Raw genomic sequence first — 12,726 nt, 5'->3', positions numbered from 1 at the left:
TCCCGTCAGAGAGATGACGGCCGGACGTCAGCGCCGGTCCGACGATGCGTCGGCGCGTTCCGGGTCGACGATCGTCCGGACCGCGTCGGTGGAGATGCGCTCGGTGGACGGGTGTCCCGACGCGTCGCCGTGCCCGTCGGCGGACATCGTCCGCTCGTCGAACGGCGACGACCCGGCGAGGACCCGCTCGACCTGTGCCGTGTCGATCTGCCGGGTCCAGGTGCCGATCAAGACCGTGGCGACCGCGTTGCCGGTGAAGTTCGTGAGCGCCCTGGCCTCGGACATGAACCGGTCGATACCGACGATCAGACCGACGCCGTTCACCAAGTCCGGGCGGTGCGCCTGCAAGCCACCCGCGAGGGTCGCCAGGCCGGCTCCGGTCACGCCGGCCGCGCCCTTCGACGCGATGACCATGAAGACCAGCAGGGAGACCTGCTCGGCGAGGTCGAGGGGCTTCCCGAGCGCGTTGGCGATGAACAGCGCCGACATCGTGAGGTAGATCGCGGTGCCGTCGAGGTTGAACGAGTAGCCGGTGGGGACCGTGACGCCGACGACGGGCTTCGAGACGCCGAGGTGCTCCATCTTCGCGATGAGCCGCGGCAGGCTCACCTCGCTGGAGGACGTGGAGACGATCAACAGGTACTCGCGACCGAGGTACTTCATCAAACGGAAGATGTTCACGCCGGTGACCACGCGGAGCAGGACCCCGAGCACGCCCACGACGAAGACGATGCAGGTGATGTAGAACGCCACCATGAGTGTCCCCAGTGCCACGAGCGCTGCGACACCGGTCGCGCCGACGACGGCGGCGATGGCTCCGAACGCGCCGACGGGAGCGACCCACATCACCATCGCGAGGATGCGGAAGACCAGCGCCTGGATGTGCCGGATCCCGGTGAGGATCGGCGCTCCCTTCGGCCCCATGGCCTGGAGCGCGAAGCCGACGAGCAGGGCCACGAAGAGGGTCTGCAGGATGCTGCCGCTCGTCAACGACGACACCAGCGTCGTGGGGATGATCCCGAGCAGGAAACCGCTCGTCGACGATGCGTCCTCCGTCGACCCGCCGGACACCTCGTACGTCGCATTCGACATGTCGAGGTGGTCGCCGGGGTGGATGAGGTTGCCGACCAGCAGGCCGATCGCCAGCGCGAACGTCGACATGACGATGAAGTATCCGAGCGCCAGCCCGCCGACCTTGCCGACGGTCGCCGCCTTGGCGATCGAGCCGACGCCGAGGACGATCGTGCAGAAGATCACGGGAGCGATCATCATCTTGATGAGCGCGATGAACCCGTCACCGATCGGCTTCAGGCCGACGGCGAAGTCCGGAGCGGCGAGCCCCACCGCGACACCGGCGGCGACCGCGGCGATCACCGCGATGTAGAGCCAGTGCGAGCGGTCGAGGCCCCTCCGCCGTGCGGGACGTGCGGTGGACGGCTGCGTCGATGCCATGAGACTCCCTCGTCATCAGGACCGGAGCTCCGTCGCTCCGGTCGGCCCGTTCTCGGCGACCATGGACACCCTGGTCCCCGATGCGCGGCTCGGGTCGGTTACGTTCATTGCGTTCACGGTCCGACCACGCCGAATCGAGATGCCGCAGAATGGGGTCCCGCGACGGAGCGAGGAGGGGTGGATGACGACATCGAGTCGATGGAGCATCGCTCGGCGGCTGTTCACGCTGCAACTGCTCTTCGTGGTCGTCGGCGTCGGGGTGGGATCTGTGTGGGCCTGGGCGTCCGCGCGGTCGGAGCTCGAGGCGGCCGCGGCCCATCAGAGCAGCGTGATCGCGGTGACGATCGCCAGGAACCCGTTCGTGGTCGAGCAGGCGACCACACGCGATCCCTCGGCCGAGCTCGAGCCGTACGCCCTCGACGTCATGCGCCGGACCCACACCGACTTCATCACGATCATGGCTCCCGATCGCACTCGGTGGACCCACCCGGACCGATCCCAGATCGGACGACCGTTCCGCGGCACGATCGCACCGGCGCTCCGAGGCGAGACCTTCACGGAGACGTCCGCCGGCACACTCGGCCCCTCCGTCCGGGCCGTGACCCCGATCACCGACGCGGAAGGCCACGTCGTCGGCCTCGTGTCAGCAGGCGTGACCGTCGCGAACATCGCGACCGCGCTGGTACCCCGGCTGGTGTCGGTCGTCGCGCTGGCACTGGCCGTCATCGGTGTCTCCGCGCTGTTCTCCTGGCTGCTGAGCCGGTACCTCGACCGCGTCACCGCCGGCCGAGGACCCGAGGAACTCGCACGCGTGTTCGCCTCGTACGAAGGAGTCCTGCACTCGGTCCACGAAGGACTGGTCGTGCTCGACGGTTCCGGAACCATCGTGCTGTACAACGACCGAGCGGCGGACCTCCTCGACCTGCCTGCGCCGACCGACCCTCAGACGCCGGTCCCACTCGACTCGATCGTGCTCTCCGACGGCCTCCGGACGCTGCTCGCGTCCGGCGACCGCGCCGTCGACGAGACGTACGAGACTGGTGACCGAGTCCTCGTCGTCAACCAGGAGATGGCGTTCTCCCGGACGTCGTCGAAGCCTCTCGGCACCGTCGTGACGCTCCGCGACCACACCGAGCTGCTGCACCTGTCCGGCGAGCTCGCGGCAACGCGGACGCTCACCGACGCCCTCCGGTCCCAGACCCACGAGTTCGCGAACCGACTGCACACGATCGTCGCGCTCCTCGAGCTCGAGCGGTTCGGTGAAGCGATCCGCTTCGCCTCGGACGAGATCGACCGGAGCGCAGACCGCTCGGCGCCGATCGAATCGCCCGGGCGTCCCGACGCCGACGGCTCGGCGGTCCAGCCCGAGATGCGCTCCGCGGTCCAACCCGAGGTGCTCTCGGCGGTGCTCCGAGGCAAACGAGCGCAGGCCCACGAGCGCGGAGTCCTGCTGACGGCGGACACCACGGGGCTCCGCACAGCGGTGCAGGGATCTGCTGGTGACGTGATGACCGTCCTCGGCAACCTCGTGGACAACGCGGTGGACGCAGCCGCCGAGCGTCGAGCGGGTTCCGGGAAGGGACGGGTCTCGGTCGCCGTGACCTCCGACGACGACGCCGTCCGCCTCGTCGTCCGGGACGACGGCACGGGCATCACCGACATCGAGGTCGCCTCCGAGCACGGCTGGTCAACGAAGGCCTCCGGCCCGGAGGGACGAGGGATCGGACTCGGCCTGGTGCGGTCCGCGCTCGACCGGATCGGCGCTCACATGACTGTGACCACGGGTCCCGCCGGGAGCGCGTTCGTGGTCGAGTTCCCCACGGATCGGTGCCGATCGTGACGGCACCGATCCGTGTCCTCATCGTCGAGGACGAGCCGCTCACCGCGGAGGCGCATGCTGCCTACCTGGCTCGGCTCGACGGGTTCGAGCTCGTCGGGTCGGTCCCCACCGGCCGGGCGATGCTCGCCGCGGTGACCGCCGATCGGCCGGACCTCGTCCTGCTGGACCTCGATCTGCCCGACGCGCACGGTCTCCAGCTCCTCCGGGCGCTCCGGAGTGCCGGTTCCGCCATCGACGTGATCGCGGTGACGGCCGCGAACGACGCCAGAGGAGTGAAGAACGCGATCGCGCTCGGCATCGTGCAGTACCTTGTCAAGCCGTTCAGCTTCCGGACCTTCGCCGAACGGATGGCCACCTACCGCGACTTCAGGCTGGGCTTCGAGGACCGTCGGTCGCTCAGCCAGACGGACATCGACGAGCGACTCCGCGCCCTGCGTCCGGTGACGCGTCCGGATCTGGAGAAGGGCATCTCCAGCGACACGCTCGAATCGATCAGAGCGGTCCTGATGCGGTCGACCAGCGGGGCCTCCGCCACCGAGGTCGCCAGGGAGACCGGCACGTCGCGCGTGACTGCGCGTCGCTACCTCGAACACCTGAAGACGGTCGGTCAGGTGGACAAGGACGTGCGGTACAGCGGGCCCGGTCGACCGGAGTACGAGTACCGCTGGCTGCGGTGACGTGTCCGTTCCGTGGCCGGGCGCGGCAGGATCACGAAGAAAGGCCCACAACCAGTTGGCTGTGGGCCTCTCGTGACGGTCGAGTCCTACACGGACTCGTTCGATTCGGTCGGGCTGACAGGATTTGAACCTGCGACCCCTTGACCCCCAGTCAAGTGCGCTACCAAGCTGCGCCACAGCCCGCGAGCCCTTGCGGACCCGGAGTCCCGGAGGACTCCGCCACTCGCACCCGACCGAGCGCGGAGCAGCCCGACCAGCATAGCGGACGCCGGACCCCTGCCGCGCCACGTCCCGTTCCGGTCCCGCGTCCGAGCATCGAGTGCGCAGGAACGGGGACCTCCCGGTGCTGGAGCCCCCACGTCCGCGCACTCGATCTCGCGCGCCACCGAGCCAGCGCCCACGCGACCCCCGAGAGAGCACCAGAGCGACCCCACCCCGGACATGCGACGCCCAGCACCCGGCTCGTAGGGTGGCCCGATGCGTTCCCGTACCGCCCGTGCCCTCGTCGCACTCGCGGCAGCCGGCCTCGTGCTCGGCGCCGCCGGATGCACGAAGGCCGAAGCTCACGACGACCGGCCGACGCTGACGAAGGCCTCCCCCGACACCGTGTCCGTCGCGGACGAACAGGATCCCGTCGAACGGTCGATCCGGGCGAGTCGGGCGCTCTTCGCCACCGCACCCGGCGCCGTCGTCGCGCCAGCCGGGAACGACAGTGCCATCGAGACCGCGGCCGATGCTGCGACGAAAGCGCACGTCCCCCTACTCCTGACCAGCACGAAGCAGGAACAGACCGTCGCCCGCGAACTCGACCGCCTCGGCGTCACCTGGTACCAGGCCGAGGGCGACGTCCGGATCGACACCGACGCCCAGCGGCGATCCGCGCCGGTGGAAGGCGACGCGCCGGAGTCGACCCGGTCCTCCCGGCCGGCGACCGTCGTGGTGGCGGACGAGACGGCCGACGCTGCCCCGGTGGCGACCGCGAAGGCGGCTGGAGCACGCGTGGTCACCATGCCGGACGGCGTGACGGATCCGGCTGCAGCACCCGACGTCGTGACCGCGCTCCACGACCACCGCGATGCGCCGACGCTGTTCGTCGGGTCCTCGTTCGGTGGGCTGAGCGACCCGACGTGGACGGTCCGCGCTGCGGAGAGCGGCTTCCAGCTGCCGCACGGCGGGCAGCGCCCGTTCGACGGGCACCGGTACGTCGCGATGTACGGCGCACCAGGAGCCCCGGCCCTCGGGGTACTCGGCGAGCAGGACCCGGCGGCGTCGGTCGCGCGCGCGAAGCAGCTCGCGGCGTCGTACGACGACGTGTCCGACGAGCCCGTGACCCCCGCGTTCGAGGTCATCGCCACCGTCGCGGCCGGTGACGCCGGTGCCGACGGGGACTACTCGACCGAGCTCCCCGTCTCGACGCTGGAGCCCTACGTCGACGCCGCCCACGATGCCGGCATGCCCGTGATCATCGATCTCCAGCCCGGCCGCGCGGACTTCCTGTCCCAGGCGAAGCGGTACGAGTCGCTCCTGAAGCAGCCCGGTGTGTGGCTGGCGCTCGACCCGGAGTGGCGGCTGACGGCGGACCAGGTGCCCCTGCAGCAGATCGGGAGCGTGAACGCCTCGGAGGTGAACCAGGTCTCGGACTGGCTCGCGCAGCTCGTCCGGTCGGAGGGGTTGCCGCCGAAGGCACTCGTCCTGCACCAGTTCCGGCTGTCGATGATCCAGGACCGCTCGTCGCTGGAGTCGCACCCCGAGCTCGACCTGCTCATCCACGCCGACGGGCAGGGATCGCAGCCGGACAAGCAGGCGACGTGGAAGGCGCTGCACGCCGACGCACCCGCAGGCACGCACTGGGGCTGGAAGAACTTCTACGACGAGGACAAGCCGATGCTGACGCCTGCGCAGACCATGCAGGAGGTGGCGCCGACGCCGTCGCTGGTCACGTATCAGTAGCGCGCGTTCTCCACAGCCTGGAGGCTCGGCCTGCGTTTCGTCGGTCGGTCCTGACAGCATGGGGCCATGGACACCCCCGTTGCAGCCCCGCCGAACGCCTCGCCTTCTGCAGACATCGCTGCCGAGGCGCAGGCAGCGCTCGCTGCGCTCACCGGGCGTCCCGACGCCGTCTTCCACCCCGGCCAGCTCGAAGCGATCTCGGCCCTGGTCGAACACCGGCAACGCGCACTCGTCGTCCAGCGCACCGGGTGGGGCAAGTCCGCGGTGTACTTCCTCGCGACCCTGCTCCTGCGGCGTCGCGGCGGGGGCCCGACGGTGCTCGTGTCACCGCTGCTGGCCCTGATGCGCGACCAGGTCGCTGCCGCTGCCCGAGCGGGTGTCCGGGCCGTGTCGATCAACTCCGCGAACGCCCACGAGTGGTCCGACACGCAGGCCGCGCTCGCCCGTGACGAGGTGGACGTCCTGCTCGTCTCCCCCGAGCGGCTGAACAACCCGAAGTTCCGCGACGAACAGCTGCCGACGCTGATCGCCCGGATGGGCATGCTCGTCGTCGACGAAGCGCACTGCATCTCGGATTGGGGCCACGACTTCCGGCCGGACTACCGGCGCCTCGCCGAGCTCATCCGGTCCCTGCCGCACGGCGTGCCCGTGCTGGCGACCACCGCGACCGCGAACGAGCGCGTGGTCGAGGACGTCGCCGAGCAGCTCACCGCGGGTCCAGCCGATCCGGTGTTCACGATCCGCGGGTCGTTGGCTCGCGCTTCCCTGCGTCTCGGGGTCCTCACGCTCCCCGATGCCCGAGCCCGGCTCGGGTGGCTCCTGGCGCACCTCGGTGAGCTGCCGGGCAGCGGCATCATCTACACGCTGACCGTCTCCGCGGCAGAGGACATCGCGCGGCTCCTGCGAGAGAGCGGGTACGCCGTCCGTGCGTACACCGGGCGCACCGACACCGACGAGCGCGAGCAGCTGGAACAGCAGCTGAAGGGCAACGAGCTGAAGGCCCTCGTCGCCACCAGCGCCCTCGGCATGGGGTTCGACAAACCGGACCTCGGTTTCGTCGTGCACGTCGGGGCGCCGTCCTCCCCCGTCGCCTACTACCAGCAGATCGGTCGTGCCGGCCGTGCGACGGACAACGCCGACGTGCTCCTGCTCCCCGGGTACGAAGACCAGGAGATCTGGAAGTACTTCGCCAGCGCCTCGATGCCGACCGAAGCCCGCGCCTCCGCGGTCCTCGGCGCGCTGTCGACCGACTCGGCGATGTCGACGGTCGCACTCGAAGGGCTCGTCGACATCAAGCGGTCCACCCTCGAGCTCCTGCTCAAGGTCCTCGACGTCGACGGCGCCGTTCGTCGCGTGACCGGAGGATGGGTCTCGACCGGGCAGCCGTGGGAGTACGACGCCGCGCGCTACGAACGCGTCGCCGCCGCCCGTGCGGCCGAGGCCAGATCGATGCTCGACTACGAGTCGACCTCCGCTTGCCGCATGCAGCTGCTGCAGCAGGACCTCGACGACCCATCGGCAGAACCCTGCGGCCGATGCGACAACTGTGCGGGCGCCTGGTACCCGGCTGACGTCCCTGAGCGGGCAGCGACCGGCGCGGCCTCGGCACTCGACCAGGTCGGCGTCGAGATAGCTCCCCGCGCGCAGTGGCCCTCGGGCATGTCCGCGCTGAACGTGCCCGTGCGCGGCAAGCTCGCCGCCGACGAGGTCGTCGCACCCGGTCGCGCCGTCGCCCGTCTGACCGATCTCGGCTGGGGTGGTCCGCTGCGCGCGCTCTTCGCGTCCGGGGTCGCCGACGCACCGGTCTCGCGCGAACTCCTCGACGGCTGCATCCGGGCGCTCAAGGACTGGCCGTGGGAGACCCGGCCGACCGGTGTCGTGGCGATGTCGTCGCAGTCCCGGCCGCAGCTCGTCTCGTCGCTCGCGCAGGCACTGTCGTCGATCGGGAAGCTCGAGTTCCTCGGGACCCTCGACCGCACCGGTGGGACCCAGCGGGGCGATGGTGCGACGAACAGCGCCTACCGGCTCGCCGGCGTGTGGGACAGCTTCACGGTCGGGCCTGCTCTGTCTTCGGCGCTGCAATCGCACCAAGGACCGGTGCTGCTCGTGGACGACCTCGTCGACAGCCGTTGGACGATGACCGTCGCCGGGCGGGAGCTGCGGCGTGCCGGTGCGTCGGCCGTGTTGCCGTTCGCGCTCGCTACCGTCGCATAACGGGCGTGCCACCGCTGTGCGGGCCGGCAGGTGTCTTGCTGCCCTGCGCCCTGGCTAGGCTCGCGCTGCGGTTGACCACACCCGGTCCGCGATCTCGACCACGGAACGGACCTTCGCCCACTGCTCGTCCTCGGTCAGGACGTTGCCCTCCTCGGTCGACGCGAAGCCGCACTGCGGGCTCAGCGACAGCTGCTCGAGCGGCGCGAACTCAGCGGCCTCAGCGATCCGACGTTCGATGACGGCCGGGTCCTCGAGCTCCCCCGACTTCGAGGTGATCAGCCCGAGGACGACGACCTGGTCGCCCTTCGGCAGGAACCGCAGCGGCTCGAACCCACCCGCGCGGTCGCTGTCGTACTCCAGGAAGAACCCGTCGTAGCCCGTGTGCCCAAGCATCTGCTCCGCCACCGGCTCGTACCCGCCCGACGCGATCCACGTCGACCGGAAGTTCCCGCGACACACGTGCGTCGTCACGACCAGGTCGTCGGGCCGACCGTCGAGGACCCGCCGGATGATCGTGGCGAACCGCTCCGCGATGCCGTCGGTCTCGATCCCCCGAGCCCGTGCCTTCTCCATCTCCACATCGGAGCAGGCGTACGCCCACGCCGTGTCGTCGAGCTGCAGGTAACGGACGCCGGCGTCGTAGAACGCGGCGATCGCGTCACGGTATGCCTGCACGAGGTCGTCGGTGATCGCATCGCGGTCGGCGTAGTGGTCCGTGCGGATCTGGTCGGCGTCGAGCCGGAAGTCGAACACGGTCGGCGACGGGATCGTCATCTTCGCCGTCACACCACGCCGCGATGCCTCGGCGACCACGAACGCGGCGTGCGCGAGGAACGGGTGATCGGCTGGGAAGGACACCGGGCCGGTGACCCGCATGCCCTTCGGGGTGGTCTCGACCCCCTGGAACGCGATGCCGTGGTCGAGTTCGACGACCTCCACGCCGTTCAGGCCACCCCAGAAGTCGAGGTGCCACCAGGCACGGCGGAACTCACCGTCGGTCGCGAGCTGGAGCCCGGCCTCGACCTCGGAGTCGATCAGGCCGCGAATTGCCTCGTCCTCCACCGACTGCAGCTCGATCGGGTCGATCGTGCCCGCGGCAGCACGCTGACGGGCGTCCTTCACGCTGGCGGGGCGGAGGAAGCTGCCGACGATGTCGGCACGGTACGGCGGTCGCTGCGAGGTCATCAGTCGATGCTATCGACGGTCTCCTGCGGCGCTGCGCTCATGGGGTGATGAGCACGATGACGAGCGCGCCGATCGCGGCTGCAGCGACCCCGACGAGAGCGCCGACGGTGCCGGACCGGGCCGTCAGCTTCGTCGGGATGGTGACGGCGCCGAAGTACACAAGGGCGACGACGACGATCGCAGCGACGGCGGGAAGCACTTCACGGCTGCCGAATCCTCCCCACTCGAACGCGGCGAGCACCCACGGAGGGAAGGCGACGACGGTCGCGATCGGGAGTGTCCACCAGAGATGGCGCCATCTCTTGCGATCAGCGCCAGCGCTCCGTTCCGTCCCCATCTTCGGCAGCGTAGCGGTTGTCGTCCCGCCCCTCAGTAGGTGCGAGGTCGCTTGAAGTCATCGGGGAGACGGATGCAGGGTGAGGCCGAGTCGATGTCCAGCACGGTGCCGTGGTCCCACACGGTGAGCAGCATCTGAACGCCGGCATCCGTCGTGATCGTGTATCGACGGCGCCCCGACAGCAGTTCGTCCTCCCGCACGTCATCACCGCGTTCCTCGGCGCGGACGGCCAGCTTCTCCTGTGCACCCTCACCATCCATGCCGTCACGCAAGGACGCTCTGATGTTCCCGCTCCACACGTATCCACCAGAGCACCGGAGGAACGACCCCTCGGACAGCTGCTCGATGTCGATCACATCCCCCTTCGGGAGAAGTTCTATGGCCGCACGCTCGGAACGCTGCGTCAACTGCTTCGCAGCGGCGAGGCGTTCCATCGGGTCGCCTTGATCCGCAGCGTTCGCAGCGCATCCGGCGAGGGCACCCACAACGAATGCGACGCCGACTGCCTTGACGATCCGCATCAATCGCTCTCCCCGACGAGCGCAGCCGGCCTCACGGTGCGCACCGACTCGATTGCACGGTCGAGACTGTCAGCCGGAAGCGTCTGGCGCGGAGCCCGGCCATTCTCCGAAGCGCTTCTCGACCGCGCTTTCCGGCAGGAGCACCAGTTGCTTCAACCGATCCGTCGACGTGGCATAGGCAGCATCGGTCCACCCCTCCTCCTTTGCAATATCTCCGATCACGGGCTGTGGCGAGAGTCGCAACCTGACGAAGATGCCGGCGTCCGGCTCGTGGTCGTTCACCGACCAGCCGAGTTGCGCCAACGTGTTGATCACCGTCGGGAGCTGTGCGGGATCGTCGACCGCCGCAGTCACAAGCACCTGGTGGTGCGTGTTCAGCCCCGACACCGTCTCATCGATGTCGACGGATGTGTCAGTCAGGCCGGACATGGCTCGAAGCTGTCCACGCGCGGCTTCGAGAGACTGGCCCGCACGCCCGTGCGACGACTGAGTTGAACTCGTCGGCGTCGGACCCTGTGTCTCCATTGTGCTGCACCCTCCGACAGACCCCAGGACAACGATCGCCGCACCGATGCACGCGAGGCGTCGATGTCGAACAGAAGGAGCTGAATTCAATGCGCTCCTCGGATTAGTGCGGTTGATCACGGTCAATAACTAGGTTCTGGCAGGAAGTCGTCTGGAAGCGAGAAACACATCGAAAACGAGTCGATGTTAACCACCGTCTCGTCGTTCCACACCCCAACAAGCAGGGAGACGCCGGAGTCCGCGGTCAGAGTTACCCGCGGGGTACCCGAACGAGTCTTGTCTTGCTCTACATCGAACCCGCTATCCTCGGCACGCCGCGACATCTCATCGACGAGCCGGGAACCGTCCTGTCTACTGACGAGACCCACCGTCGTGTCACCGGACCATTGCTTTCCGGAAGAACAAGTCAGCAAGCTGCCGGTGCGCGTCTGGCGGAGGCTCTTCACGTCTTTCGTCGGCACAAAGCCCGCGACGAGTTGCTCGGCTGACTGCGAAGCGGATTTGGCGGCATCGATGCGAGCGACCGGGTCGTCGGGTAGAGCAGACGCCATCATCGAGTACCCAGCAGTCGTCGCGAGGCAGCCCGTCAGCGTGGTCGCAATCACCACAATCGTGACGGGAGTGCGCACAGCGCGTCTTCGGTCAGCGAACACGAACAGACACCTCTCTTACGGACATCGAGGTCGGCACTTTCTTACCCTGGGTAGGAAGCCCGGTGTCAATCAACGAGGCGCGCAGCTTCACGAACTGAGGTCGGGGACGTCGCCCGGCCATGCTCCCAGCTTTGCTTCGAGCGACGAGCGCGGGACGACGACGAGTTCCTTGAAGCTCTCGGGCGATGATCGGTACTCGAGGTCCGTCCACGACGAGTCGAGGAGGTCGCCGACGACCACCTGCGGCGATGTATGCAGCCGCACACTGACGCCACTGTTCGCATCGACGTCATTGATGGACCAACCGAGCTCTAGGAGCTGCTCAATCTGCTTCGCCTGCTCGTCCGCGGACGTCGCGCTGCTCGTTGCTTCGAACCAGATCCGCCGATTCGTCTGCAACCCTGAGGCAGTCTTGTTGACCTTGATGGTCGCCTTGGACAGACCGGCCAGCTCAGCGAGTTGCGCTCGCGCAACATCGAGTGATTCGCCGACCTGGGCCGTTGAGGAAGTTGTCATCGTCGGTTCGCCTCCCGGGTCACTTCGGCTGCAGCCAGCAGCCGTCATCACGCAGGCGAGGCTGAGGGCCGCGACGACCGCGATTGCGGCCCGAGGTACTTTCACTGCTTTCGTTCCACTTCCCAGTCATCGACCCAGGTCTGATTGCCCTTGCCCCCGAGAAACTGCCCGACGTCCGATGACGACTTCACCGAAGGGTTGTCCTGATCAGCTCCTTCTGGCCCGCTGCGTTACCCCTTTGTCTGCCGCCATTTTCTGCTCGGTGCTCTGGACCGACCTGTACGGGCTGTGGCGCACGTCGTCCACGAGCTCCGATCCTCAGAACCTTCCAGCGGCGTGCTACCAGGAGCCAGCGCCGCTGAACCCGTTCGGCACTGAGAAGCATCGCGACGAGGACGTGAGCGCGACTTCGTCCCCCTTTGCGCCCTGAGCGACGAGATATCCCTCGCCCTCGTCGCCAACGATCTCAACACTCGGAACACCCGCTGAGTCGGACCCGCGGCTCGCCGCGTACCCATTGTGATCGCTCCACTGCTTGAGGAGAGCCTCGACGATCGATTCCATGTCGACCTTTCCCTGGACGACCACATCGGCCCCTCCGACCCACTGGCGATCTCCCCCAGCGCAAGTGAAGAGGGCCCCATTCGAGGACTGGCGAATATCCCCGTGACCCGGAATGCTCTCGGCGATCTGGCGTTCGATCGCCTGAGTTTGAGCCTTGCGGTCCTTGATCGTCTGCTCAGTATTTGGGCTCGCGGCGCTGGATGATTCCGCGGGCGCCGGATTTTCGTCTGGGTTCATTCGGGCACATCCAGTCAGGAGGAGAACGGTTGCGACAGCAAGCGCGAATGTTTTC

At 68.3% G+C, this 12,726-nt stretch carries 12 protein-coding genes and 1 tRNA gene; 4 read left to right on the top strand and 9 right to left on the bottom strand.

Features of this window, described 5'->3' with window-relative positions; genetic code table 11:
- Positions 1-27: 27 nt before the first annotated feature.
- The gene (locus ACIPJ2_RS14105; protein ID WP_402729331.1) at positions 28-1,452 is read right to left on the bottom strand and encodes a cation:dicarboxylate symporter family transporter; all 1,425 of its coding nucleotides are present in this window, start codon (positions 1,450-1,452) and stop codon (positions 28-30) included.
- 181 nt (positions 1,453-1,633) lie between these two features.
- On the opposite strand from ACIPJ2_RS14105, the gene ACIPJ2_RS14100 reads away from it, so the two are divergent.
- Together ACIPJ2_RS14100 and ACIPJ2_RS14095 are read left to right on the top strand one after the other, a co-directional pair.
- Entirely contained in the window at positions 1,634-3,292 is a 1,659-nt protein-coding gene (locus ACIPJ2_RS14100) for an ATP-binding protein (RefSeq protein WP_402729330.1), read from the top strand.
- Complete coding sequence (locus ACIPJ2_RS14095) at positions 3,289-3,969, top strand: response regulator (RefSeq protein ID WP_402729329.1); 681 nt, start codon at positions 3,289-3,291, stop codon at positions 3,967-3,969. Before ACIPJ2_RS14100 ends, ACIPJ2_RS14095 begins: the two co-directional genes overlap by 4 nt.
- Before the next feature lie 109 nt (positions 3,970-4,078).
- On the opposite strand, the gene ACIPJ2_RS14090 is transcribed toward ACIPJ2_RS14095, so the two are convergent.
- Positions 4,079-4,152, bottom strand: a tRNA-Pro gene (locus ACIPJ2_RS14090).
- Between the two features lie 294 nt (positions 4,153-4,446).
- Between ACIPJ2_RS14090 and ACIPJ2_RS14085 the strand changes: the two genes are divergently transcribed.
- Together ACIPJ2_RS14085 and ACIPJ2_RS14080 are read left to right on the top strand one after the other, a co-directional pair.
- Positions 4,447-5,919, top strand: coding sequence for a hypothetical protein (locus ACIPJ2_RS14085; RefSeq protein WP_402729328.1), 1,473 nt, complete (start codon positions 4,447-4,449; stop codon positions 5,917-5,919).
- A gap of 66 nt (positions 5,920-5,985) precedes the next feature.
- On the top strand, positions 5,986-8,133 hold the full coding sequence (locus tag ACIPJ2_RS14080) for a RecQ family ATP-dependent DNA helicase (RefSeq protein WP_402729327.1): 2,148 nt from the start codon (positions 5,986-5,988) through the stop codon (positions 8,131-8,133).
- Between the two features lie 54 nt (positions 8,134-8,187).
- On the opposite strand, the gene ACIPJ2_RS14075 is transcribed toward ACIPJ2_RS14080, so the two are convergent.
- The 7 genes from ACIPJ2_RS14075 to ACIPJ2_RS14045 all read right to left on the bottom strand — a co-directional run bounded on the left by ACIPJ2_RS14075 (position 8,188) and on the right by ACIPJ2_RS14045 (position 12,671).
- Complete coding sequence (locus tag ACIPJ2_RS14075; RefSeq protein WP_402729326.1) at positions 8,188-9,318, bottom strand: 5-methyltetrahydropteroyltriglutamate--homocysteine S-methyltransferase; 1,131 nt, start codon at positions 9,316-9,318, stop codon at positions 8,188-8,190.
- Between the two features lie 37 nt (positions 9,319-9,355).
- Positions 9,356-9,655 carry a hypothetical protein gene (locus tag ACIPJ2_RS14070; RefSeq protein WP_402729325.1) on the bottom strand — a complete coding sequence of 100 codons (300 nt, stop codon included), beginning with the start codon at positions 9,653-9,655 and terminating at the stop codon, positions 9,356-9,358.
- Between the two features lie 32 nt (positions 9,656-9,687).
- Positions 9,688-10,176 (bottom strand): hypothetical protein, encoded by a 489-nt coding sequence (locus ACIPJ2_RS14065; protein ID WP_402729324.1) that lies wholly within the window; start codon positions 10,174-10,176, stop codon positions 9,688-9,690.
- A 69-nt stretch (positions 10,177-10,245) separates the two neighbouring features.
- Complete coding sequence (locus ACIPJ2_RS14060) at positions 10,246-10,605, bottom strand: hypothetical protein (RefSeq protein ID WP_402729323.1); 360 nt, start codon at positions 10,603-10,605, stop codon at positions 10,246-10,248.
- 218 nt (positions 10,606-10,823) lie between these two features.
- Entirely contained in the window at positions 10,824-11,330 is a 507-nt protein-coding gene (locus tag ACIPJ2_RS14055) for a hypothetical protein (RefSeq protein ID WP_402729322.1), read from the bottom strand.
- Positions 11,331-11,441: 111 nt separating this feature from the next.
- Positions 11,442-11,870 (bottom strand): hypothetical protein, encoded by a 429-nt coding sequence (locus tag ACIPJ2_RS14050; RefSeq protein ID WP_402729321.1) that lies wholly within the window; start codon positions 11,868-11,870, stop codon positions 11,442-11,444.
- A 339-nt stretch (positions 11,871-12,209) separates the two neighbouring features.
- Positions 12,210-12,671 carry a hypothetical protein gene (locus tag ACIPJ2_RS14045; RefSeq protein ID WP_402729320.1) on the bottom strand — a complete coding sequence of 154 codons (462 nt, stop codon included), beginning with the start codon at positions 12,669-12,671 and terminating at the stop codon, positions 12,210-12,212.
- Between the last annotated feature and the right edge of the window lie 55 nt (positions 12,672-12,726).

It is taken from the genome of Curtobacterium sp. NPDC090217 (genome assembly GCF_044746705.1).
Classification (GTDB): domain Bacteria; phylum Actinomycetota; class Actinomycetes; order Actinomycetales; family Microbacteriaceae; genus Curtobacterium.
Note: the sequence above shows the minus strand (reverse complement) of the source record. Positions and strands in the feature narration are given on the sequence as shown.